Annotated in this window: 18 protein-coding genes; 8 read left to right on the plus strand and 10 right to left on the minus strand. The window is 71.7% G+C overall.

From position 1 onward, the window contains the following. Window positions 1-32: 32 nt before the first annotated feature. The 3 genes from AMK16_RS13785 to AMK16_RS13795 are packed head-to-tail and all read right to left on the minus strand — an operon-like array spanning window position 33 to window position 3,272. Window positions 33-875, minus strand: coding sequence for an ABC transporter permease (locus tag AMK16_RS13785; RefSeq protein WP_107417160.1), 843 nt, complete (start codon window positions 873-875; stop codon window positions 33-35). Between the two features lie 20 nt (window positions 876-895). Then, the gene (locus AMK16_RS13790; RefSeq protein WP_079191499.1) at window positions 896-1,933 is read right to left on the minus strand and encodes an ABC transporter ATP-binding protein; all 1,038 of its coding nucleotides are present in this window, start codon (window positions 1,931-1,933) and stop codon (window positions 896-898) included. A 28-nt stretch (window positions 1,934-1,961) separates the two neighbouring features. Continuing rightward, entirely contained in the window at window positions 1,962-3,272 is a 1,311-nt protein-coding gene (locus AMK16_RS13795) for an NYN domain-containing protein (protein ID WP_079191500.1), read from the minus strand. A 221-nt stretch (window positions 3,273-3,493) separates the two neighbouring features. Here AMK16_RS13795 and AMK16_RS36620 point away from each other — a divergent pair, with 221 nt between their 5' ends. Next, window positions 3,494-3,658, plus strand: a complete 165-nt coding sequence (locus AMK16_RS36620; protein ID WP_199885438.1) for a hypothetical protein — start codon at window positions 3,494-3,496, stop codon at window positions 3,656-3,658. A gap of 92 nt (window positions 3,659-3,750) precedes the next feature. Here the strand turns inward: AMK16_RS36620 and dnaE are convergent, their stop codons facing one another. Beyond that, the gene (dnaE, locus tag AMK16_RS13800) at window positions 3,751-7,293 is read right to left on the minus strand and encodes a DNA polymerase III subunit alpha (protein WP_073914319.1); all 3,543 of its coding nucleotides are present in this window, start codon (window positions 7,291-7,293) and stop codon (window positions 3,751-3,753) included. Window positions 7,294-7,451: 158 nt separating this feature from the next. Here dnaE and AMK16_RS13805 point away from each other — a divergent pair, with 158 nt between their 5' ends. From AMK16_RS13805 to AMK16_RS13825, 5 genes are all read left to right on the plus strand, one after another. Continuing rightward, entirely contained in the window at window positions 7,452-8,786 is a 1,335-nt protein-coding gene (locus AMK16_RS13805) for a DUF2252 domain-containing protein (protein WP_073914322.1), read from the plus strand. A gap of 64 nt (window positions 8,787-8,850) precedes the next feature. Next, window positions 8,851-9,540 (plus strand): hypothetical protein, encoded by a 690-nt coding sequence (locus AMK16_RS13810; RefSeq protein ID WP_073914326.1) that lies wholly within the window; start codon window positions 8,851-8,853, stop codon window positions 9,538-9,540. A gap of 62 nt (window positions 9,541-9,602) precedes the next feature. After that, window positions 9,603-10,397 (plus strand): DsbA family protein, encoded by a 795-nt coding sequence (locus AMK16_RS13815; RefSeq protein ID WP_073914330.1) that lies wholly within the window; start codon window positions 9,603-9,605, stop codon window positions 10,395-10,397. Between the two features lie 108 nt (window positions 10,398-10,505). Next, entirely contained in the window at window positions 10,506-12,188 is a 1,683-nt protein-coding gene (locus AMK16_RS13820; protein ID WP_073914332.1) for an alkaline phosphatase D family protein, read from the plus strand. Window positions 12,189-12,410: 222 nt separating this feature from the next. Next, complete coding sequence (locus AMK16_RS13825; protein ID WP_073915947.1) at window positions 12,411-13,364, plus strand: zinc metalloprotease; 954 nt, start codon at window positions 12,411-12,413, stop codon at window positions 13,362-13,364. Between the two features lie 139 nt (window positions 13,365-13,503). Here the strand turns inward: AMK16_RS13825 and AMK16_RS13830 are convergent, their stop codons facing one another. Beyond that, window positions 13,504-14,082, minus strand: coding sequence for a dienelactone hydrolase family protein (locus tag AMK16_RS13830; RefSeq protein ID WP_073914335.1), 579 nt, complete (start codon window positions 14,080-14,082; stop codon window positions 13,504-13,506). A 48-nt stretch (window positions 14,083-14,130) separates the two neighbouring features. On the opposite strand from AMK16_RS13830, the gene AMK16_RS13835 reads away from it, so the two are divergent. Then, on the plus strand, window positions 14,131-15,231 hold the full coding sequence (locus AMK16_RS13835) for a mechanosensitive ion channel family protein (protein ID WP_073914337.1): 1,101 nt from the start codon (window positions 14,131-14,133) through the stop codon (window positions 15,229-15,231). Window positions 15,232-15,327: 96 nt separating this feature from the next. Here the strand turns inward: AMK16_RS13835 and AMK16_RS13840 are convergent, their stop codons facing one another. The 5 genes from AMK16_RS13840 to AMK16_RS13860 form a co-directional block, all read right to left on the minus strand. Continuing rightward, complete coding sequence (locus AMK16_RS13840) at window positions 15,328-16,917, minus strand: Na+/H+ antiporter (RefSeq protein ID WP_073914340.1); 1,590 nt, start codon at window positions 16,915-16,917, stop codon at window positions 15,328-15,330. A 106-nt stretch (window positions 16,918-17,023) separates the two neighbouring features. Continuing rightward, a complete protein-coding gene (locus AMK16_RS13845) occupies window positions 17,024-17,506 on the minus strand; it encodes a GNAT family N-acetyltransferase (RefSeq protein ID WP_073914342.1) in 483 nt (160 codons plus the stop codon). Next, window positions 17,503-18,444 carry an RluA family pseudouridine synthase gene (locus tag AMK16_RS13850; protein ID WP_073914345.1) on the minus strand — a complete coding sequence of 314 codons (942 nt, stop codon included), beginning with the start codon at window positions 18,442-18,444 and terminating at the stop codon, window positions 17,503-17,505. The genes AMK16_RS13845 and AMK16_RS13850 overlap by 4 nt, the downstream gene beginning before the upstream one ends. A 41-nt stretch (window positions 18,445-18,485) precedes the next feature. Next, a complete protein-coding gene (gene lspA, locus AMK16_RS13855; RefSeq protein WP_073914347.1) occupies window positions 18,486-19,046 on the minus strand; it encodes a signal peptidase II in 561 nt (186 codons plus the stop codon). 242 nt (window positions 19,047-19,288) lie between these two features. Next, a complete protein-coding gene (locus AMK16_RS13860) occupies window positions 19,289-20,083 on the minus strand; it encodes a TraR/DksA C4-type zinc finger protein (protein ID WP_079191501.1) in 795 nt (264 codons plus the stop codon). A 572-nt stretch (window positions 20,084-20,655) separates the two neighbouring features. Between AMK16_RS13860 and ileS the strand changes: the two genes are divergently transcribed. Beyond that, window positions 20,656-23,814 carry an isoleucine--tRNA ligase gene (gene ileS, locus AMK16_RS13865; protein WP_073914352.1) on the plus strand — a complete coding sequence of 1,053 codons (3,159 nt, stop codon included), beginning with the start codon at window positions 20,656-20,658 and terminating at the stop codon, window positions 23,812-23,814. Window positions 23,815-23,861 lie beyond the last annotated feature (47 nt).

Here is a 23,861-nt window from a genome sequence, read left to right on the forward strand (position 1 = left end):
CCACATCGTGCCAGGTGCGCCGGGCACCCGCGTCAGCGGACCGCCGCCCGCCGGTACGCCCAGGTGGCGACGGCCAGGGACAGGACGCCCACCGCCCCGCACACGCCGAGGTCCACAGCGACGGCGGCCCAGTCGGGCTCCGGGGCGAAGGTCCGTGCGAAGGCCTCCACGCCGTAGGTCGAGGGCAGCAGGTCCCGCGTCCAGACGATCACCTCCGGCATCCGCTCCGGCGGCAGCACCCCCAGCAGCAGCGCCGCCGACATGCCGAGCTGGCCGGCGAGCGTGGCCAGCTCCTGGCGCGGCGCCAGCAGCCCCAGCGCCGCCCCGAGCCCCGCCAGCGCGGCCCCGGCCAGCGGCACCACCGCGGCCAGGATCCACAGACCGCTCATCGGCAGCCCGAAGAGCACGCACCCGAAGACGGCGGTGACCAGCGTCCCCGGCAGGGTGAAGGACGCGTACGCGGCGGCGGCGCCCAGCACCACCGACGCCGGCGGCACCGGCAGCGTGGCGTAGTGGTCGAGGCCGCCGCCGGCCCGCAACTGCCCGAAGTACTGCGCGAGCAGGTTCAGCGCGACGAAGGCGACGACGAGGACGGAGGAGCCGGCCACGACGGCCCGCGCCTCCGAACCGCCGTCCACCACGCCCCGCATCAGGATCATGATCCCGACGGACTGGAAGGTGGCCACGAACAGCAGCGGGACGCGCGCCACCCGGGCCCGCGACAGCTGCGCCCGGTACACGGCGGCCAGCGCGGGGAAGACACGGGCACGGGGCGCGAGGGGCGCGGCGACCGGCACCGCGGTGGCAGGTCCGGCCGTGGCGGGTCCGGCGGCTGCGGTCCCGGCTCCCGGTGCGGCAGCGGTGAGCGGCGCCACGGCGCCCGTCAAGCGGTCGCTCACGACTTCACCAGCCCTTTCGTCTTGCCGCCGAGCGCGAGGTACACGTCCTCCAGGCTCGGCGTGGCCAGCGTGAAGTCGTCGAGTGCGGCGAAGGCGGGGCCGCCGGTGACCGCGGCCACCGCCGCCCGTGCCTCGTCGGGCGCGAGCCGCAGCACCCAGCGGCGGCCGGACTCGGCCGCCGCCGACCGCAGCCGCGCCACCTCGGGGACGTCCAGGGGCGCGCTCTCGCGCCACACCAGTTCCAGCCGGACCTCGCCGGAGACCTGCGCCTTCAGCCCGGCCGGGGTGTCGCAGGCGATGACCCGGCCCTGGTCGATGACGGCGACCCGGTCCAGGACCGTCTCGGCCTCGATGACGTTGTGCGTGACGAGCAGGACGGTGGCCCCGTGCCGGGCGCGCCGCCGGTCCACGGCCGACCACACCGCGCGGCGGGCCACCGGGTCCATGCCGGTGGTGGGCTCGTCGAGGACGAGTACCGGCCGCTGCCCCACGAGTGCGGCGGCGAAGCAGGCCAGGCGCCGCTGTCCGCCGGAGAGCTTCCGCAGGGGCCGCCCGGCGATCGCGGTCAGCCCGAGCTCCTCCAGTACGGCGTCGCGCTCGGCCCGCGCCGCGCGGACGTGCAGGCCGCGCAGCCGGCCGGTGGTCTCCGCGGCCAGTGCGACGGTCAGTTCGTCCAGTGCCGTGGACTCCTGCCCCAGGTAGGCGAGGAGCCGCGCCGCCCGCTCGGGGTGACGTACGAGGTCGTGGCCGAGGAGGGTCACCGAGCCCGCGTCGGGCCGCATCAGCCCGGTGAGCTGGCGGACGAGGGTGGACTTGCCGGCGCCGTTGGGGCCGAGCAGGCCGAAGATCTCGCCGCGCCGGACGTCGAGGTGGATGCCGTCGTTGGCCCGGGTCTCGGGGAGGGCGGGAGCGCCGCGCCGCCCGCGGACCGCGGGGTAGGTCTTGACGAGGTCCCGCACCGCGCAGACGACGTCGGGGGCCGCTCCCGCGGCCGTCGCCGTACCGCCCCGCGCTTGTGCTGTGCCCGTACTCACGAGGGAGCAGCCTACGTGGCTTCCGGCCCTACTCGGCCGCCGGGGTCGCCGTGGCCGTCCCTGCCAGGGGCGCCGCTCCCGGGGCCGCGGCGGGTACGGCGACCACGTGTTCGGCGGCGGCCCGGACGTCGATCTCCCGCCAGAAGCCCGCCCGGATGGCGTAGCGGTCGTGCTCGTCGATCTGGTCGTCCTTGTGCGCGAGCAGCCCGAAGCGGGCGGCGTAGCGCAGCAGCTCGCCGTCGATCCGGTGCGGAATGCGGGGGTACATGGTGGCCAGCTTCTGCAGGTGCACGGTCTCCGGGAGCCGCTCCATCCAGCGCCGGGCGAACACCTGTCCCACCTCGAACGGGTCGCCGCCGACGGTGGTGATGTCCTCCTCGCGGTCGGCCCAGCGCTGTTCGGCGCTGGTCAGCTGGGCGAGGGTGGGCAGGGACGCGGTCTCGGCCGGTTCGCCGAGCGGTCCGGGCCGGTCGATCCAGCCTTTGTCGGAAGACCACCGCAGGGCGCTGCCCGCCGGAGGCTGACCGCCGCCGTGCCCGCCCGCGGGGGCGCCCGGCCCGCCGGGGGCCCGCAGGGAGCCGGCGAGCTCCTTCGGGGTGGGTACCGGCCGGCCCCCGGCGGTGGCGGGCGGGGGTACGGGCGCCCCCTCCGGCTCCTCCCGGCCGGCGGCGGCCGAGCCGTTGCGGGCGGCTTCGGCGAGCGCCGCCTCGGGCAGCGGGGCGGAGAGGATGGCGGCGATGTCGGGGCGCGGGGCGGGCGGCGGGGAGCACAGCCCGGTCAGGTCCTTGGCGCGGACGGCCCGGGTGATCCAGACGCGGTCGAGGACACGGCGCTCGTCGGCTTCGGCGACGAGGTCCTCCGACTGGTTGTAGTCCCCGTCGGCGGCCTGCACGGCCCACAGGTGGACGGCGACGCCGTGTTCCTTGGCGGACATCAGGCCGGGCAGCAGGTCGCCGTCGCCGGTGACCAGTACCACGTCGGAGCAGGCGCGGTTGCGGGCCAGTTCGGTGAGTTCGGCGTGCATGGCGGCGTCGACGCCCTTCTGCGCCCAGCGGCCGTCGCTGCGGGTGAGGGCTCCCAGCCGGACGGTCACGCGGGGCATGACGCGCAGCCGCCGGTGCTCGGGCTGCGGCACCCGGTCGGGTGCACCGTCGAACCAGTAGATGCGCAGCAGGGGCTGTTCGGTGTCGGCTTCGGCCCGTTCACGCAGGCCCTGGATGAGGGCGGCGTGGTCGACGGTGATGCGGGAGCGGGAGGGCTCCCCTGCGAGGAGGCTCGCGGCGGCGCCCAGCAGATAGCCGGCGTCCACCAGGACGACGCAGCGGTCCACGCGTACCACCCTCTTCCCTGGGGGTCCTCTGTGCTCTTCGACGGGTTCCCCGAGTCTGCCCGACCGCAAGGGTGTTGACGGCCGGAACTCGATCATCGGCGTGGCGGATCTCATACCGGGGCGGGGAGTACGCCCCGACTACGCGCCGTAATGATCCAAAATGCGCCGTTTCCGGCGCTGTGTGAGTGTGAAGGCGGTCCTGGCCCCTAGACCCTCACGGAGGCTCCACCATGGCCAAGAACAAGAACCAGAAGCAGCCCGCCAAGCAACAGGCCCGTTCGTCCTCGCCGGAGATGTCCAAGAGCTCGGCGTCCCCGTCCGAGTCGGCTTCCCAGGCTCCGAGTCCGATGGACATGGCCCACAAGAGCAAGCAGAAGAAGTTCGGCCACAACTGACGCCCCCGGCGTCCGTGACGGAAGGGCCTGCCCGGCGTGCCGGGCGGGCCCTTCCGTATGCCCGGCGCCCGCGGGGCCGGGGGACCGCGCCGCTAGCCGGCCAGGCAGGAGGGGCCGAGCAGCACCTTGAGGTCGCCGAAGAGGGCGGGGTCGGGCTGTACGCGGTGCTTGTCGAGGCGCAGCACGGTGGTGGTCCGCGGTCCCTGGAGCTTGATCCGGACCTCGGTGTTGCCCCGGTGGTGGCGCAGGATTTCGCCCAGCCGGGTCACCATCGGCGGGGTGACCTTGACGGTGGGGATGGTCAGGACGACCGGGGCGTTGGTGCCGGCGGAGGAGAGGTCGGGGACCATCATCTCCATGGCGACCAGACGCGGGACGTCCTCGCGCTTGTCGAGGCGGCCCTTGACGAAGACGACGGTGTCCTCGACCAGCTGGGTGGAGACGAGCTGGTAGGTCGCGGGGAAGAACATGCACTCGATGGATCCGGCCAGGTCCTCGACGGTGGCGATGGCCCAGGCGTTGCCCTGCTTGGTCATCTTGCGCTGGAGACCGGAGATGATGCCGCCGATGGTGACGACGGCGCCGTCGGAGTGCTCGCCGCCGGTGAGCTGGGAGATCCCGGCGTCGGTCTTGTCGGACAGCACGTGCTCCAGCCCGAAGAGCGGGTGGTCGGAGACGTAGAGGCCGAGCATCTCGCGCTCTTGGGCGAGGAGGTAGGACTTCTCCCACTCGACGTCGGAGAACTCCACGTCGAGTCCGAAGCCGGGTTCGTCGCCCGCGCTCTCGTCGCCCATGCCGCCGAAGAGGTCGAACTGTCCCTCGGCCTCCTTGCGCTTGACCGCGACGACGTTGTCGATCATCGGTTCGTGGTGGGCCACCAGGCCCTTGCGGGTGTGGCCCATCTCGTCGAAGGCGCCGGCCTTGATCAGCGACTCGACGGTCCGCTTGTTGCAGACGACCGCCTCGACCTTGTCCAGGAAGTCGGGGAAGCTGGAGAACTTCCCCTTGGCCTTCCTGGTCTTGATGATCGACTCGACGACGTTCTGACCGACGTTGCGCACCGCGGTGAGGCCGAAGAGGATCACGTCGTCGCCCTGGGCGGCGAAGTTCGGCTCGGACTCGTTCACGTTCGGCGGCAGGACCTTGATGCCCATGCGCCGGCACTCGTTCAGGTAGATCGCGGACTTGTCCTTGTCGTCCTTGACCGAGGTGAGCAGGCCCGCCATGTACTCGGCGGGGAAGTTCGCCTTGAGGTAGGCGGTCCAGTAGGAGACCAGGCCGTAGGCGGCGGAGTGCGCCTTGTTGAAGGCGTAGCCGGCGAAGGGGACCAGGACGTCCCAGAGGGCCTTGATCGCCTGGTCGCTGAAGCCCTTCTTCTTGGCTCCCGCCTCGAAGATGACGAAGTTCTTCGCCAGCTCCTCGGGCTTCTTCTTGCCCATCACGCGGCGCAGGATGTCGGCCTCGCCGAGCGAGTACCCGGCGATGATCTGGGCGGCCTTCTGCACCTGCTCCTGGTAGACGATCAGCCCGTAGGTGACCGCGAGCACCTCTTCGAGGGGCCCTTCCAGCTCCGGGTGGATCGGGGTGATCTCCTGCTGCTTGTTCTTACGCAGGGCGTAGTTCGTGTGGGAGTTCATGCCCATCGGACCCGGCCGGTACAGGGCCGAGACGGCGGAGATGTCCTCGAAGTTGTCGGGCTTCATCAGGCGCAGCAGGGAGCGCATGGGGCCGCCGTCGAACTGGAAGACGCCGAGGGTGTCGCCCCGGCCGAGCAGTTCGAAGGTCTTCGGGTCGTCCAGCGGGAGGGCCAGGAGGTCGATGTCGATCCCCTTGTTGGCCTTCACCATCTTGACGGCGTCGTCCATGATCGTGAGGTTGCGCAGGCCGAGGAAGTCCATCTTCAGCAGGCCGAGCGACTCGCAGCTCGGGTAGTCCCACTGGGTGATGGTGACGCCGTCGGTGTGCCGCACCCAGACGGGCACGTGGTCGGTGATCGTCTCGCTGGACATGATCACGCCGGCCGCGTGCACGCCCATCTGGCGGACCAGGCCCTCCACACCGCGCGCGGTGTCGATGACCTTCTTCACATCCGGCTCGTTCTCGTACATCCCGCGGATCTCGCCGGCCTCGCCGTAGCGGGGGTGCGTCGGGTCGAGGATGCCCGAGAGCGGGATGCCCTTGCCGAGGACGTCGGCGGGCATGGCCTTGGTGAGGCGGTCGCCCATGGCGTAGGGGTAGCCGAGGACGCGCGCCGAGTCCTTGATGGCGTTCTTGGCCTTGATGGTGCCGTAAGTGCCGATCATGGCGACCTTGTCGGCGCCGTACTTCTCGGTCACGTACCGGATCACCTCGACGCGCCTGCGCTCGTCGAAGTCGATGTCGACGTCGGGCATGGAGACGCGCTCGGGGTTCAGGAACCGCTCGAAGATCAGGCCGTGGGTGATCGGGTCGAGGTCGGTGATGCCCATGGCGTACGCGACGATCGAGCCGGCCGCGGAGCCTCGGCCCGGGCCCACCGCGATGCCCTGGTTCTTGGCCCACATGATGAAGTCGGCGACGACGAGGAAGTAGCCGGGGAAGCCCATCGAGATGATCGTGTCCATCTCGTACTCGGCCTGCTTCATCCGGTCCTCGGGGATGCCCCCGGGGTAGCGGCGGTGCATGCCGCGCATGGTCTCCTCGCGGAACCAGGTGACCTCGGTGTAGCCGTCCGGGATGTCGAACTTCGGCATGAGGTTCCGGAACTGGAACATGCCCTCGGTGTCGACCTGCTCCGCGACCAGCTTCGTGTTGGCGCAGCCCTCCTGCCAGGCGTCCGAGGAGTCGATGGCGTACATCTCCTCCGTGGACTTCAGGTAGTAGCCGGTGCCGTCGAAGCGGAAGCGGTCCGGGTCCGAGAGGTTCTTGCCGGTCTGGATGCAGAGCAGGGCGTCGTGGGCGGACGCCTCGCTCGCGTAGGTGTAGTGCGAGTCGTTCGTGACCAGCGGCGGGATGCCGAGCTTCTTGCCGATCTCCAGCAGTCCGTCGCGGACCCGGCGCTCGATCTCGATGCCGTGGTCCATCAGCTCCAGGAAGTAGCGGTCCTTGCCGAAGATGTCCTGGTATTCGGAGGCGGCTTTGAGGGCCTCGTCGAACTGGCCGAGGCGAAGGCGGGTCTGGAGCTCGCCGGAGGGGCAGCCGGTGGAGGCGATGAGCCCCTCGGACCACTTGGAGATGGTCTCCTTGTCCATGCGCGGCCACTTCGTGAGCCAGCCCTCGGCGTACGCGTCGGAGGACAGCCGGAAGAGGTTGTGCAGGCCGGTGGCGTTCGCCGCCCAGATCGTCTTGTGGGTGTAACCGCCGGAGCCGGAGACGTCGTCGCGCTTCTGGTGGGGCTGGCCCCACTGGATGCGGCGCTTGTTGCGCCGGGACTCGGGGGCGACGTACGCCTCGATGCCGATGATCGGCGTGATTCCGGCCTTCTTCGCGGAGTGGAAGAAGTCGTAGGCCCCGTGCAGGTTGCCGTGGTCGGACATCGCGATGTGCGTCATGCCCATCTCGTTGCACGCGTTGAACATGTCCTTCAGCCGCGCGGCACCGTCCAGCAGCGAGTACTGGGTGTGGACGTGCAGGTGCGTGAACGGCGGCTTGGTCACGGTGGGGATCCTCCGGCGGGGAGAGAGGGGCGGCAGCTCTGAATCCTACGTCTCCCGAGTGACACGTCCGGGGCACCGACCGGTACCTTCATCCGTTGCAGACCCAAGGACACCTGTCCGAAATGCGATCCACCCCGCACCACCAGGAGGCATCCGCCATGGCGGTTCCCGAGACGACCGACGAGCAGCGCGCCGAGCAGATACTGGATGTGTTCGACACCGCTTTCGGTGAGCTCCTCGCCGCCGACCCCGCCGCCTTCCAGGTGAAATTCCGGAAGATGGCCGCGTCGGCCTTCGCCTTCTACCGGGGCACCGCCTGCCTCTTCTACGCGGACCTGGAGCGGGAGCGGCACGGCGGCCCGTACCTGGACGAGCGGACGGGCCGGGTGTGGATCCACGGGGACCTGCACGCGGAGAACTTCGGCACGTACATGGACTCCAACGGCCGGCTGATCTTCAACGTCAACGACTTCGACGAGGCCTACGTCGGCCCCTTCACCTGGGACCTGAAGCGGTTCGCCGCCTCCGTCGCCCTCATCGGCTACACCAAGGCGCTCAGCGACGACCAGATCGGCGAGCTGGTGCGGATCTACGCCGGCGCCTACCGGGAGCGGATCCATGACCTGGTCGTCCGGGGCGAGGCCGGCAACGAGGACGCGGTGCCCTCCTTCACCCTGGACACCGCCGACGGCCCCCTGCTGGCCGCCCTGCGCTCGGCCCGCTCGCGCACCCGCTTCTCCCTGCTGGACTCGATGACGGAGATCCGCGACTTCGAGCGGCGCTTCGCGCCCGGGCCGGGCACCATCGAGCTGGACGCGGCCACCCGCTACAAGGTGCTGGCCGCCTTCGACGGCTACCTGGAGACCCTGCCCGGCGAGTCCCTGGTGCGGCCCGACTCCTACCGGGTCAAGGACGTGGTGGGCCGCCGGGGCGTCGGCATCGGCTCGGCCGGCCTGCCCTCCTACAACATCCTGCTGGAGGGCCACAGCGACGCCCTGGAGAACGACGTCGTGATCTACCTCAAGCAGGCGCAGACCCCGGCCGCCTCCCGGCACATCAGCGACCGGGCGGTGCGGGAGTACTTCCGGCACGAGGGGCACCGCACCGTGATCTCGCAGCGCGCCCTGCAGGCCCACGCCGACCCGTGGCTGGGCTGGACGGAGCTGGACGGCTCCGGGCAGCTGGTGGCGGAGGTCTCCCCGTACGCGGTGGACCTGGACTGGTCCGACCTGGACGACCCGGAGGAGATCGCCGCGGTCGTCGCCGACCTGGGCCGGGCCACGGCGACCATGCACGGGGCGGCGGACGCGGACGAGAGCGGCCAGACCCTGGTCCCCTTCTCCACCGAGCGCGCCATCGACGCGGCCATCGCGGCCGACGAGGACGGCTTCGCCCAGCTGCTGGTGGACTTCGCCCACGCGTACGGGGCCCGGGCCCGCGCGGACCACCAGATCTTCGTGGACCTCTTCCGCAACGGCCGTCTGACGTCGTGACCGGGAGCCGCGGGATCCGGACCTGCGGCCCCCTCTCACAGGGACTCATGGCACACTCGCGGCGATGGACATATCAGGGGTGAGGCTGCGGGGGCTGCGTGCCGCGCTGTTCAGCGCGTTCGTCGTGCTGCTCTCGGCCGGCTCGCACGTCCTCATGTCCCGGGTACCCCTGCCCCCCGCGCTGGTGGGCGGGGCCTTCGCCGCCGTGTTCACGCTCTCCTACGCGCTGGCGGGCCGCGAGCGGGGCTTCGGCCCCATCGCCGGGCTGCTCGTTCCGGTGGAGCTGGCCGCGGACACCGTCTTCACCGCCGGGCAGCACGTCTGCTACGGCCCCGCGGGCGGTCCCGTGTCGGGTCCGCTGCGGGCGCTCGGCCTGGGGGAGCTGTGCGGGGGCACCCCGGTGGGCGGACCGCTGACCGAGGTGGCCGGCCCCGCCGGCGATCCGGCCGCGCTGTTGTCCGCGCCCGGCCCGTGGCAGCCGTGGCTGCTGCTCGCCGCCCATGTGTCGGTGGGCCTGGCCGCCGCCGGCTGGCTGCGCCACGGCGAGCGGGCCCTGGGGCGGATGCTGCGCGCGGTGGCCGCCTGCGCGTTCCGGCCGCTGCTGCTGACGGGGGCCCCGGCGAGGGTGGCCACCGGCCGCCCGGAGCCGGTGCGCCGGGCGGTCCTGCCCGGCGCGCGAGCCCTGACGCGCTTCCCCGCCCACTCCGTGGGCCGACGGGGACCGCCCGTGCCCGGCGCGCTCGCGCGCGCCTGACGCACTACGGCAGTCCCCCCTTCCCGCATGCCATGCGCATGCCACACCCCACGGAGACCACGATGAGTTCACGCAACAGCCAGGCCAACAAGGCGGCGGCCCGCGAGCGGCTGCGCGCCGAGCGCGAGGCGCAGGCGAAGAAGGACAAGGTGCGCCGACAGGTGGTCGTGGCCGGTGCGGTCGTCGCCGCCCTCGCCGTGATAGGCGGCGTCGCCTACGCCCTCGTCCAGGCCAACCAGCCGGGATACTGGGACAAGGCGGCCAAGGCCGCACTGGTCAAGCCGAAGAACACCACGGGCGAGGACGGCACCACGGTCGTCGTCGGCAAGGCCGAGGCGAAGAAGACCCTGGAGGTCTACGAGGACTCCCGCTGCCCGGCCTGCGCCCAGTTCGAGCAGAGCGTCGGCGCGCAGGTCAAGCAGGACGTCGACGCCGGCAAGTACAAGCTCCAGTACTTCGGCGCCACCTTCATCGACAACGGCGCCAAGGGCGAGGGCTCGAAGAACGCCCTGAGCGCCCTGGGCGCGGCGCTCAACGTCAGCCCGGAGGCCTTCCTCGACTACAAGGCGGCGCTCTACTCCAAGGAGCTGCACCCGCAGGAGACCGTCGACAGCTTCGCCAAGGACGACTACCTGCTGAAGGTCGCGGACACCGTCCCGGCGCTCAAGGGGAACGCCGAGTTCAAGAAGGCCGTCGAGGACGGCACTTACGACCGGTGGGCGCTGGAGATGTCGAAGGCTTTCGGCAAGACCGGCGTCACGGGCACCCCGACGCTGAAGATGGACGGCAAGAAGATCGACACCCCGGGCACCCCTGAGGCGTTCACGGCGGCGATCGACAAGGCCCTCGCCGGCTGATTCCGGCCACGATGTCCGCCAACGGGCGGGTGAACTCCCAAAGTTCGCCTGCCCGTTGGCTTTAACAGGCTGTTACGGAGGCCATACCCCTCAGTAATATGATCATCCGTGACCAGTCATCTCTCCTCTTCCTCCGCGCCGTCCGCGCCGTCCGCCGGCCCGGCGGCACCGCGCCGTCGCACCGTCGTCCTGGCCGCCGCCGCCACGGCCGCGCTCGCCCCGGTGGCCGCGCTGGGCGCCACGGCCGCGCGGGCCGCCGACAGCGCTCCGGCCTTCCTGCACGGCGTCGCCTCCGGTGACCCGCTGCCCGACGGGGTCCTGCTGTGGACCCGCGTCACCCCCACCGCCGGGGCCGTGCCCGGCTCCGGCCTCGGACCCGCCGTCCAGGTGGGCTGGGAGGTGGCCTCCGACAAGGCGTTCTCCACCGTCGTCGCCGCCGGCACCGTCACCGCGAGCGCCGCGGCCGACCACACGGTCAAGGTGGACGTGCGCGGGCTGCGGCCGCAGACGCCCTACTGGTACCGCTTCACGGCCGGCGCCGCCGTCTCGCCCGTCGGGCGCACCCTGACCACCCCGGGGGCCGACGTGACCACCTCCGGGGTCCGCTTCGGCGTGGTCTCCTGCGCCAACTGGGAGTCCGGCTACTTCTCCGCCTACCGCCACCTGGCCGCCCGTACGGACCTCGACGCGGTCCTGCACCTCGGCGACTACGTCTACGAGTACCAGTCCGGGGGATATCCGGAGGCGAAGTACGTCGTGCGCCCGCACGAGCCGCGCCACGAGATACTGACCCTCGCCGACTACCGCACCCGGCACGGCGCCTACAAGACGGACGCCGATCTCCAGGCGCTGCACCACGCGCACCCGATCGTGGCCATCTGGGACGACCACGAGTTCGCCAACGACGCCTGGGCCGGCGGCGCCGAGAACCACACACCGGGCGCCGAGGGCGAATGGGCGGCGCGCGCGGCCGCCGCCAAGCAGGCGTACTTCGAGTGGATGCCGGTGCGCGCCTCCATCGCGGGCACCGTCTACCGGCGGCTGCGCTTCGGCACCCTCGCCGACCTGCACCTGCTCGACCTGCGTTCCTTCCGGTCGCAGCAGGCCAAGGTCGGCAGCGGCACGGTGGACGACCCCGAGCGCACCATCACCGGCCGCGCCCAGCTGGACTGGCTCAAGTCGGGCCTGGCGGCTTCGGACGCGACCTGGAAGCTGGTGGGCACCTCGGTGATGATCTCGCCGGTGGCCTTCGGTTCGCTGCCCGCGCACCTGCTGAAGCCGCTCGCCAAGCTGCTCGGCCTGCCCGAGGGCGGTCTGGCGCTCAACGTGGACCAGTGGGACGGCTACACGGACGACCGCAAGGAGCTCTTGGGCCACTTGCGGGACCGGAACATCAAGAACACGGTGTTCCTGACCGGGGACATCCACATGGCGTGGGCCAACGAGGTACCGGTGAACATGGCGACGTACCCCGGCTCGGGGACGGCGGCGACGGAGTTCGTGGTGACCTCGGTGACCTCGGACAACCTCGACGACATCCTGCACGTGCCGGCGGACACCGCCTCGCTGGTCGCAGAGTCGGCCGTCAAGAGCGCCAACTGGCACGTCAAGTGGCTGGACATGGACGCGCACGGCTACGGCGTGCTCGACGTGACGCCCGAGCGCTCGCAGATGGACTACTACGTCGTCTCCGACAAGCGGCGGCAGGACGCGACCGCCGCGTGGGCCCGCTCGTACCGCACGCTGAACGGCACGCAGAAGGTGGAGCGGGCCGACCAGCCGGTTCGCTGATACTCCGTCAATTCTGCTGTCCGAAGGGGCGCCTGGTGCAGACCAGGCGCCCCTTCTCCCTCACCCGCAACAAATCTTTTACTTCCAGGTACTTGCCTATTGAATGACATGCACACGTAAGATTCCGGCCAGCGTGAGGAACACCTCACCCCCCACCACGCTTCGCGAGGAGTCAACGTGCGCGCTGCTGCCCGCATATCCCCCCTGCTCCGCCGCCGCCTCATGGGCACGGCCCTGCTCGCCTCCACCCTGGCGTTCGCCCCGCTGACGGCCCCCACCACCGTCGCCGCGGCGTCCTCCGGTGCCCCCGCCGAGGCCTGCGCCGAGCAGGCCACGGGCCAGGCCAACGCCCGCATCGCCGTCGGCACCGGCGAGCACTCGGCCTCCGCCGACCCCAACGAGGTCTCCGCCGCCCAGGTCAAGGCCATGGACGCCGACCTGAAGAAGAAGCTCGCACAGGCGGGCCCCCAGCAGCTCGACGGCATGCGCGCCGACGCCGCGGCCGCCACCAGCATCCCGGTGTACGTGCACGTCATCACCTCGGGCACCGCGGGCAAGCTGACGGCCTCCCAGATCAACAGCCAGATCTCGGTCCTCAACGCGGCCTACGGCGGCCAGGGCACCGGCAACGTCAACTCCGGCTTCCAGTTCACCCTGGCCGGAACCGACTACACGGACAACGCCTCCTGGTACAACGTCTCGGACGGCACCACCGCCGAGAAGAACATGAAGAACGCCCTGCGCAAGGGCGGCAAGAACGCGCTGAACCTCTACACCGCCAACCTCGGCGGCGGGCTGCTCGGCTGGGCCACCTTCCCCAGCTCCTACGCCTCCCAGCCCAAGATGGACGGCGTCGTCATCCTCAACACCTCGGTCCCGGGCGGCTCCGCCACCAACTACAACCAGGGCGACACCGGCACCCACGAGGTCGGCCACTGGCTCGGCCTCTACCACACCTTCCAGGGCGGCTGCTCTGGCAGCGGCGACTCCGTCTCCGACACCCCTGCCGAGTCGAGCGCGGCCTTCGAGTGCCCGACCGGCCGTGACACGTGCTCGACGACCGGGACCGACCCGATCCACAACTTCATGGACTACACCTACGACTCCTGCATGTACCAGTTCACCGCGGGCCAGGTCTCGCGCATGAAGAGCATGTGGACCGCCTACCGCGCCTGATCCACGGGCGAAGGGGCACGGTCCGGCGTCCGCCGGGCCGTGCCCCTTCCGTATGCCGGGATGCCGGTATGCCCGGGTTCCCGGGTTCCCGTGTTCCCGTGTTCCGGCTCCCGGGGAACGCGTGCCGTCGCCTCGCCCCCTACAGGGCGTCGAGGAAGCCGATCGCCACCTTCCATGCCTGCCCGGCGGCCTCGGCGTCGTAGTCCTCCAGATCCGGATCGGTGAACAGGTGACCGGCGCCGGGGTAGCTGTGGACCTCCACGTCGGCCCCGGCCCGCTGCATCCGCAGGTACCAGGCCGTCAGCCAGTCGTGCGGCTCGAAGGGGTCGGGATCGGCGATGTGCAGCTGCACCGGCAGGCCGTCCACCGAGGCGCCCTCATCCAGGTCCGCCGTGCCGTGCAGGAGCAGCAGCCCGCGCGCCTTCTCGTCGGCCAGCGCCAGGTGCTGGGCCACCGAACCGCCGAAGGAGAAGCCCGCGTAGACCAGGCCCTGGTCGGAGTGGGGGGCGGAGGCCAGCACCGCGCGCTTGAGCAGCTCGTCACGGCCGATCTCGTCCTGGTGTGCCATGCCCTCCTCGACGGTCTCGAAGGTACGTCCCTCGAAGAGGTCGGGCACCTGGACCTGGTGCCCGGCGGCGCGCAGCCGGTCGGCCGCCGCGTGCACCGCGGGCCGCAGCCCGTACGTCGAATGGAAGAGCATGATGTTCATGTCACCCATCGTGCCAGTTTCCGCGGGCGGCTTCCGGTTAGGTACTTGGCCATGGAAATGGACCACGTCCTGCGCCCCGTCACCGTCATCGGCGGTTCCCTGGCCGTCACCCTGCTCGCCGGATGGCTGCTGGACCTGCTGCTGCGCCGGATCGACGCCCGCCACCCCGAGACACCCCTGTGGGGGCTGCTGCGCCGCTGCCGGCTGCCCTTCCGGCTGGCCCTGTGCACCGTCCTGCTGAGGAGTTCGTACCGCGAGGCGGGGATCCTGCCCCGCCACCCCGTGGGCGTGGGCAGAGCCCTGACCCTCGTGCTGATCGCCTCCGCGGCGTGGCTGCTCGTGGGCATCGCGACGGCCGTGGTCGACGCCGCGTACGCCCGGTACGCGGCCGGCGCCCCCGACCGCGCCCGCGTCCGCCGGGTCCGCACCCAGGTCACGCTGATCCAGCGGGTCGTGACGGCGGTCGTCGTCGCCGTGGCGATCGCCTCCATGCTGCTCACCTTCCCCGCCATGCGCGCGGTCGGCGCCTCGCTGCTGGCGTCCGCCGGTGTCCTCGGCATCGTGGCCGGCATCGCCGCCCAGTCCGCGCTCGGCAACCTCTTCGCGGGCCTGCAGATCGCCTTCGGCGACACCGTGCGCATCGGCGACACCGTGGTGGTCGACAAGGAATGGGGCACGGTGGAGGAGATCACCCTGACCTTCCTCACGGTCCGCACCTGGGACGAGCGCCGCATCACGATGCCGGTCTCGTACTTCACGGCCAAGCCGTACGAGAACTGGTCGCGCGGCGGCGCCCAGATGACCGGCACCGTCTTCTGGCACCTGGACCACAGCGCCCCCATCGCCCTGATGCGCGAGCAGCTCGGGCACGTCCTGGGGGAGATCCCGGAGTGGGACGGCCGCGGCGCCGGCCTGGCGGTGACGGACACCACCCCGAACACGGTCCAGGTCCGCGCGGTGGTCACCGCCAAGGACGCCGATGACGTCTGGACGGTGCGCTGCGCCGTCCGTGAGCGTCTGATCACCTGGCTGGTGGCCCACCACCCGTACGCGCTCCCCCGCATCGCGACCTCCCCCGCGCTCCCCGCGCCCCCGCCGGGCGAGCCGGCGCACCCCGGTCCGGACCTGGTGGCGGGGCGCGCCCGGGGGGTGTCCTGACACCCCGGCCCGGCGTGATCGGCGACACACCCGCCAGAACGACGCCGCGCCGGCCGACAGGGCCGCCCCCGCCGGGGCGGCCGCCGGGCGCAGCGGTCAGCTGCGCAGGCTGCGCACGTCCAGGTGGCGCAGCACCCGGTCGACGATCTCCGGGTCGGAACCGGGTTCGCTGCGGGCGGCCAGCACCTCGTGGCGGGCGGCCGACATCATCTCGCGCTGGATCCGCTGGACGTCCCTGATCCGCACCACCCGCTGCGCGTACGCCTCACGCCGCTCCTCGTCCACCATGTCCGGACTGATCCGGGCGCCCACGTCGTAGGCCCGCCGGTACAGCGTCTCCACCAGATCCTCCGGCAGGTCCTCGTCCTGCTCGATCTGCTTCAGCCGCCGCTTCGCGGCCTTCGCCGCGCGGATCGCCAGCTGCCGCTCGATCTCGCGGTCCGCGTCCGTGTCGGCCTCCACCCCGAGCCGCCGCACCAGCCACGGCAGGGTCAGCCCCTGGAGCACCAGCGTCGCCATGATCACGGCGAAGGCGATGAAGATGATCTGGTCGCGCGCCGGGAAGGGTTCGCCCCCGTCCGTGCGCAGCGGGATGGCGAGGGCCAGGGCGACCGAGGCCACCCCCCGCATCCCCGCCCACCACATGACCACGCTCTCCCGCCAGCTCAGCGGGATCTCCTCGTCGTAGTCCCGCCGTTTGTGGAGCCGTTTGGCGAGCCAGCCGGCCGGCAGCAGCCAGAGCAGCCGCACGCCGACGACGACCCCCACCACCACGGCCGCCCACCCGGCCATCTCCCACGCGCGGCCCTGCGCGGTGCCGAAGACGTGGTGGAGCTCCAGCCCGATCAGCCCGAACGCCACCCCCGTGACCAGCATGTCGACGACTTCCCAGAAGGTGTGCCCGGCCAGCCGCCCCAGCACGTCGTCGGCGTCGTTCGCGTACTCGGCGAGGAACAGCGCCGTCGTCAGGACGGCCAGCACGCCCGAGCCCTGGAACTCCTCCGCCAGGACGTACGCGACGAACGGCACCAGCAGGGTCAGCCCGATCTGCAGGGTGGCATCGCCGAGCCGCCCCATCAGCCGGTTGGCCGACCAGCCGAGGACCAGGCCGACCGCCACGGCCACGACGGCGGACAGGACGAACTCCCCGAGCGCGGCCGGCAGGGAGAAGCTTCCGCTGACGGCGGCGCCGATGGCCACGTGGTAGAGCACGATGGCGGTGACGTCGTTGAACAGGCCCTCGCCCTCCAGGATCGACACCATCCGGCGGGGCAGCCCGAGCGATCCCGCGACGGCGGTGGCGGCCACCGGGTCGGGCGGGGCCACCAGCGCGCCGAGCGCGACGGCGGCGGCGATCGGCAGCCCGGGCACGACCGCGTTCGCGACCGCGGCGACGGCGGCGGTCGTGACGAACACCAGGGCCACGGCCAGCAGCAGGATGGGCCGGACATTGGCGGCGAACTGCCGCCACGAGGTGCGCTGCACGGAGGCGTACAGCAGCGGCGGCAGCACCAGCGGCAGGATGTACTCGGGCGGGATGTCGACGTTGGGTACGGCCGGCACCAGCGCGAGGACGACGCCGCCGATGGTCATGAGCACGGGTGCGGGCAGCCCGAGCCGGTCTCCGAGCGGCACGGTGACCACGGCTCCGAGCAGCAGCACGAACAGAAGAGCAAGCTGATCCACTCCCCCACCCTGCCAGGCCGCCGCGCCCGGCGGCGACGGACAGGCCCGCGCCCGCCCGCCGGTCGGGGCGCGGCCCCGGGGGTTCACCGGTCCGGCGGTGGCGGGTTCAGCTCTCCGCGAGGGGACGCCGCATCGCGCGGTGCCGGATGCCCGCGTCCTGGAATTCCGGGCCGTAGGCCACGTATCCCAGCCGCTCGTAGAAGCCCAGCGCATGGGTCTGCGCGCCGAGGTCCACGGCCGACAGCCCGAGGGCGGCGGCCTCCGCCTCGATCGCCCGGACCAGCGCGACGCCCACGCCCAGCCCGCGGGCGGACTTGCGCACGGCCAGCCGGCCCAGCGAGCCGACGCCCTGCGTCCCGGTCTTGCCCAGCGCGGCGGCGCCGTGGAGCAGCCGGCCGGTGCCCAGCGGCGTCCCGTCCGGTCCTACGGCCAGCACGTGCACCGCGTCCGCGTCGTAGGCGTCGTACTCGATCGACTCGGGCACCGACTGCTCGGCCACGAACACCTCGGACCGGACCGCGAAGCACGCGGCCCGGTCGGCCTCGTCCTCGGCGACCCGGATCTCGATGCCGGCGGTCGGGACGGTCACTCGCTCTCCGCCCGGATCACGTCCAGCGCGTGCTGGAGGTCGGCCGGGTAGGTGCTCTCGAACTCCACCCACTGCCCGTCCGACGGGTGCTCGAAGCCCAGACGCACCGCGTGCAGCCACTGCCGGGTCAGGCCCAGCCGCTTCGCGACGGTCGGGTCCGCCCCGTAGGTCAGGTCGCCCACGCACGGGTGGCGGTGCGCCGCCATGTGCACGCGGATCTGGTGCGTGCGGCCCGTCTCCAGCTTGATGTCCAGCAGCGAGGCCGCACGGAAGGCCTCGATCAGGTCGTAGTGGGTGACCGAGGGCTTGCCCTCCTGGGTCACGGCCCACTTGTAGTCCGCGCTCGGGTGCCGGCCGATCGGCGCGTCGATCGTGCCGCTCATCGGATCCGGGTGGCCCTGTACGAGCGCGTGGTAGCGCTTGTCCACGACGCGCTCGCGGAACTGGTTCTTCAGCGAGGTGTAGGCGCGCTCGGACTTGGCGACGGCCATCAGGCCGGAGGTGCCGACGTCGAGGCGGTGCACGATGCCCTGGCGTTCGGCCGCGCCGGAGGTCGAGATGCGGTAGCCGGCCGCGGCGAGGCCGCCGATGACGGTGGTTCCGCTCCAGCCGGGGCTCGGGTGGGCGGCGACGCCCACCGGCTTCATGATGACGACGATGTCGTCGTCGTCATGGACGATCTCCATGCCCGGGACGGGCTCGGCAACGACCTCGACCGGCCGCGGCGGCGCGGGCATCTCGACTTCGAGCCAGGCGCCGCCGTGCACGCGCTCGGACTTCCCGACGACGCTGCCGTCGACCGCCACCTTCCCCGCGGCCGCGAGTTCGGCCGCCTTCGTCCGGGAAAATCCGAACATACGGGCGATGGCGGCGTCGACGCGCTCGCCCTCGAGGCCATCGGGAACGGGCAGGGTGCGGATCTCGGGAATCGTACTCACCCGTCGAGTATGCAGGACTCGGCCGGGGAGCATCCCCGCGCTCAGTCCTTGTGGACGGTGCCGTCCGGGTCCAGACCCTTGAACGAGAGCAGCACGATCAGGATGCCGCCGCACACGATCGCCGAGTCGGCGAGGTTGAAGACGGCGAAGTGGGCTGGAGCGATGAAGTCGACGACCGCCCCCCGGAACACACCGGGCGAGCGGAAGATCCGGTCGGTCAGGTTGCCCAGCGCTCCGCCCAGCAGGAGGCCGAGCGCGATCGCCCAGGGCAGGCTGTAGAGCTTGCGGGCCAGCCGGACGATCACCACGATCACGGTGGCCGCGATGCAGGTGAAGATGATCGTGAAGGCCTCGCCGAAACCGAAGGCGGCGCCGGCGTTGCGGACCGCCTCGAACTTCAGCAGGTCACCGACGATCTCGATCGGCGGCTGGTGCTCCAGCTTCGCCACGACCAGCATCTTGCTGCCGAGGTCCAGCAGGTAGGCGAGCACCGCCACGACGAGCAGCGCCGCGATCCGCCGGCGCCCGCCGGGTCCGGCGTACTGCGGCTCGGCGTCGTCCCCGACCTCCGGCGTACCGATGATGCGCTCCGCCTCTGCCACGTGAGTCCCTCGAACTAGCCCGAACCAGGTTGCCGACGAAACAGCCCCGCCAGGTTCCTGGACCCTGACGAGACACGAGGGTACGTCAGGGCGCCCGCGTACCGCCCGGCGAGCGGCCGCCGCCGAACCGGCCGCCCGTCCGTCCCGGGCCCGACCCGGCACGCCCCGGCCGGCCGGGCACCCTTCGGTGCCGCTGCTCCGGGATCCTGCCGCGCCCGCGCAGCCGCGGCAGGACCGCAGCACTAGTGCCGCCGCTCCTGCTTCTGCTTGCAGTCCACGCACAGCGTCGCCCGGGGGAAGGCCTGCATCCTGGCCTTGCCGATGGGCTGCCCGCAGTTCTCGCAGATGCCGTACGTGCCCGCCTCCAGCCGTTCCAGGGCCCGCTCGGTCTGCTCCAGCATGGACGTGGCGTTCGCGGCCAGGGCCAGCTCGGACTCCCGGGTGATGTTCTTCGTGCCCGTGTCCGCCTGGTCGTCGCCGGCGCCGTCTCCCGAGTCCCTCATCAGACCCGAGATGGCCACCTCGGAGGCGTCGAGCTCGGCCCGCAGTCTCAGCACCTCGCTCGTCAGCCCGCTGCGGGCCTCGTCGACCTCGCCCTGCGTCCACGGGTCCTCGCCGGGCCGTACGGCGAGGTCCGCGGGCGCGGTGACCGTGGCGGCGGCCCGCACCTTGGGCAGGCCGCTGGTGGCGGCCGTCGCCGTCTTCCTCGTCGTACCCGTGCTCTTCTTGGCGACCACTTTCCGGGCTCCCGTCTTCTTCGCGGCCTTCGCCGCCCCCTCGGCCCCGGCCGGCTTGGCCGCGGCTTCCCGCTTCTCGACGGTCGTCTCGTCGTCGCCCGCCGTCTTCCCGGCGCCGGCCGTCTTCCCGGCGGCGGTCGTCTTCCCGGCGGCGGTCGTCTTCCTGACGGCGGTCGTCTTCCCGGCCGGCTCCTTCTTCGCGGGTGCCTTGGCCGGAATCTTCCCGGCAACCGCCTTCCGGGCAGTACCGGCGGTCTTCTTCGCCACCATGGCCGCGGCCCCTTCACATACTGTGATCATTGCTCGCGAATCGTGCCGGAACGATAAATCGGCTCCGGCCCCGCGGCAACGGGGCACGCATCCGTCGAGGCCAGCCTGCATCCGTTGTGCCCATCCGGAAGCCCGGTAATCCGCCCCACCGGCCCCACCGGATCCCGCGGGGGCGCGTCGGACCGTTCGGGTCACCCGGGGGCACGCCGGGGAGCCCGCGCGCAGGCCGTCGGCGCACCCCGGGCGCCGCCGGTGCGACGGCCCCGCAAACCGGTCGGCCGCGCGCCCCCGTGCCCCGTACACTGGGCCCAGCGAAAGGCATGGATGGGGACGAGTAGCGTCGGACGCAGCCAGGAGCGACCCGGGGACGGTGAGAGCCCGGGGGCGAGCGCGATGTGAAGGATCACCCCGGAGCCGCCGGAAGAAAGCGCGCACGGGCCCGCAAGGTCCCGTACGGCGAGTAGAACCGGCTTCGCACCCCAATGAGGGGGCCGCCGGACCAGTCGTCCGGAGGCCAAGGAGGGTGGTACCGCGGGAGCAGCTCCAACGCTCTCGTCCCTCCGGACGGAAGTGACATCCCGCCGGAGGAAGAGTTCAGCCTCATGACCACACCGCCGCAGTACCGCCCGGTACCCGCCCAGGTCGACCTGCCCGCCCTGGAGCACGCCGTCCTCGATTTCTGGCGCGAGAGCAAGACCTTCGCCAAGACGCTGGAGCAGTCCGAGGGCCGCCCCGAGTGGGTGTTCTACGAGGGCCCGCCGACCGCGAACGGCATGCCCGGCGCGCACCACATCGAGGCCCGTGTCTTCAAGGACGTCTTCCCCAGGTTCCGCACCATGCGCGGCTACCACGTGGCCCGCAAGGCCGGCTGGGACTGCCACGGCCTGCCCGTCGAGCTCGCCGTCGAGAAGGAACTGGGCTTCAACGGCAAGCAGGACATCGAGGCCTACGGCATCGCGGAGTTCAACGCCAAGTGCCGCGAGTCCGTGACCCGCCACACCGACGCGTTCACCGAGCTCACGACCCGGATGGGCTACTGGGTCGACCTGGACGACGCCTACCGGACCATGGACCCGGACTACGTCCAGTCCGTGTGGTGGTCGCTGAAGGAGATCTTCGGGAAGGGCCTGCTCACCCAGGACCACCGTGTCGCCCCGTGGTGCCCGCGCTGCGGCACCGGCCTGTCCGACCACGAGCTGGCCCAGGGCTACGAGACGGTCGTCGACCCCTCCGTCTTCGTCCGCTTCCCGCTGACCTCCGGCCCGCTCGCCGGGCAGGCCGCGCTCCTCGTCTGGACGACGACCCCCTGGACCCTGGTGTCCAACACCGCCGTCGCCGCGCACCCGGACGTGACGTACGTCGTGGCGCGCCGGACCGGCGAGGAGGGCTCCGAGGAGCTGGTTGTCGCCGAGCCGCTGCTGGAGAAGGCGCTCGGGGAGGGCTGGGAGGCCACCGGCCGGTCGTTCACCGGCAAGGAGATGGAGCGCTGGACCTACGAGCGCCCGTTCTCGCTCGTCGAATTCCCGGCCCCCGCGCACTACGTCGTGAACGCCGAGTACGTCACGACCGAGGACGGCACCGGTCTGGTCCACCAGTCCCCCGCCTTCGGCGCGGACGACCTCGCCGTGTGCCGCGCCTACGGCCTGCCGGTCGTGAACCCGGTCCGCCCCGACGGCACCTTCGAGGAGGACGTCCCGCTCGTCGGCGGCGTCTTCTTCAAGAAGGCCGACGAGAAGCTGACGGCCGACCTCGACGCGCGCGGCCTGCTCTTCAAGCACATCGCCTACGAGCACAGCTACCCGCACTGCTGGCGCTGCCACACGGCCCTGCTCTACTACGCGCAGCCGTCCTGGTACATCCGCACCACCGCCGTCAAGGAGGCGATGCTGCGGGAGAACGAGAAGACCAACTGGTTCCCGGACTCGGTCAAGCAGGGCCGCTTCGGCGACTGGCTGAACAACAACATCGACTGGGCGCTGTCCCGCAACCGCTACTGGGGCACCCCCCTGCCGATCTGGCGCTGCGAGGAGGACCACCTCACCTGCGTCGGCTCCCTCGCGGAGCTGAGCGAGCTGACGGGCACCGACCAGTCCGCCCTGGACCCGCACCGCCCGTACATCGACGAGGTCACCTTCCCCTGCACGGCGCAGGGCTGCGCCCTGACCGCCGTCCGCGTCCCGGAGGTCATCGACGCCTGGTACGACTCGGGTTCGATGCCGTTCGCGCAGTGGGGCTACCCGTACAAGAACAAGGAGGTCTTCGAGAAGCGCTACCCGGCGCAGTTCATCTCGGAGGCCATCGACCAGACGCGCGGCTGGTTCTACACGCTGATGGCGGTCGGCACCCTCGTCTTCGACAAGTCCTCCTACGAGAACGTGGTCTGCCTCGGCCACATCCTCGCCGAGGACGGCCGCAAGATGTCCAAGCACCTGGGCAACATCCTCCAGCCGATCCCGCTCATGGACCAGCACGGCGCCGACGCGGTGCGCTGGTTCATGGCGGCCGGCGGCTCCCCGTGGGCGGCCCGCCGGGTCGGGCACGGCACGATCCAGGAGGTCGTCCGCAAGACCCTCCTCACGTACTGGAACACGGTCGCCTTCCAGGCGCTGTACGCCCGCACCTCGAACTGGGCGCCCTCCGCCTGCGACCCGGCGCCTGCCGACCGCACCGTGCTGGACCGCTGGCTGCTCTCCGAGCTGCACACCCTCGTCGCCGAGGTCACCGACGCCATGGAGGCCTACGACACCCAGCGGGCGGGCAAGCTCCTGTCCGCCTTCGTCGACGACCTGTCGAACTGGTACGTCCGCCGCTCTCGCCGCCGCTTCTGGCAGGGCGACGCCGCCGCGTTGCGCACGCTGCACGACGTGGTGGAGACGGTCACCCGGCTGATGGCGCCGCTGACCCCCTTCATCACGGAGCGGGTCTGGCAGGACATGGTCGTCCCGGTCACCCCGCAGGCCCCCGAGTCGGTCCACCTCTCGACGTGGCCGGTCGCGGACACCGCGGCCGTCGACCCGGTGCTCTCCCAGCAGATGCAGCTCGTACGCCGGCTGGTGGAGCTGGGCCGCGCCACGCGCGCGGAGTCGGGGGTCAAGACCCGCCAGCCGCTCTCGCGCGCGCTCGTGGGGGCCGTGGGCTTCGAGGCGCTCACCCCGGAGTTGCGGTCCCAGATCACCGAGGAGCTGAACGTCTCCTCCCTGGCCTCCCTCTCGGAGGTCGGCGGCTCCCTGGTGGACACCACGGCCAAGGCGAACTTCCGGGCGCTCGGCAAGCGGTTCGGCAAGGGCGTCCAGGACGTCGCGAAGGCGGTGGCCGCGGCCGACGCGGCGGCGCTGTCGCTGGCCCTGCGGTCCGGCTCCGCCGCGGTCGAGGTGAACGGCGAGTCCGTGTCCCTCACCCCGGAGGAGGTCATCATCACGGAAACCCCGCGCGAGGGCTGGTCGGTGGCCTCGGACTCGGGCGCGACGGTCGCCCTGGATCTGGAGATCACCCCGGAGCTGCGGCTGGCGGGCCTGGCGCGTGACGCGATCCGCCTGATCCAGGAGGCCCGGAAGAACTCCGGCCTGGACGTGGCGGACCGGATCGCCCTGCGGTGGGTCTCCGACGCGCCGGAGGTGGTCACGGCCCTGACGGACCACGCGGTCCTGATCGCGGACGAGGTCCTGTGCACGGACTTCGCCCGGGGCGAGGCGGACGCCGCCTACGGCGCCCCGTTCACGGACGACTCCCTGTCCCTGACCTTCCGCCTCCGCAAGGCGTAACCCACCTCCCCGACGGCCCGCCCTCCCCACCACGGGGAGGGCGGGCC

The organism is Streptomyces sp. CB00455 (assembly GCF_001905445.1).
In the GTDB taxonomy this organism is placed as follows: Bacteria; Actinomycetota; Actinomycetes; order Streptomycetales; family Streptomycetaceae; genus Streptomyces.

Excerpts from the sequence above, each read along its gene's own strand:
- AMK16_RS13810 (WP_073914326.1), top strand. The coding sequence starts at position 8,851 with ATGGACATATCAGGGGTGAGGCTGCGGGGGCTGCGTGCCGCGCTGTTC.
- AMK16_RS13815 (WP_073914330.1), top strand. The coding sequence starts at position 9,603 with ATGAGTTCACGCAACAGCCAGGCCAACAAGGCGGCGGCCCGCGAGCGG.
- AMK16_RS36620 (WP_199885438.1), top strand. The coding sequence starts at position 3,494 with ATGGCCAAGAACAAGAACCAGAAGCAGCCCGCCAAGCAACAGGCCCGT.
- ileS (WP_073914352.1), top strand. The coding sequence starts at position 20,656 with ATGACCACACCGCCGCAGTACCGCCCGGTACCCGCCCAGGTCGACCTG.
- AMK16_RS13825 (WP_073915947.1), top strand. The coding sequence starts at position 12,411 with ATGGGCACGGCCCTGCTCGCCTCCACCCTGGCGTTCGCCCCGCTGACG.
- AMK16_RS13860 (WP_079191501.1), bottom strand. The coding sequence starts at position 20,083 with ATGATCACAGTATGTGAAGGGGCCGCGGCCATGGTGGCGAAGAAGACC.
- AMK16_RS13835 (WP_073914337.1), top strand. The coding sequence starts at position 14,131 with ATGGACCACGTCCTGCGCCCCGTCACCGTCATCGGCGGTTCCCTGGCC.
- AMK16_RS13830 (WP_073914335.1), bottom strand. The coding sequence starts at position 14,082 with ATGGGTGACATGAACATCATGCTCTTCCATTCGACGTACGGGCTGCGG.
- AMK16_RS13805 (WP_073914322.1), top strand. The coding sequence starts at position 7,452 with ATGGCGGTTCCCGAGACGACCGACGAGCAGCGCGCCGAGCAGATACTG.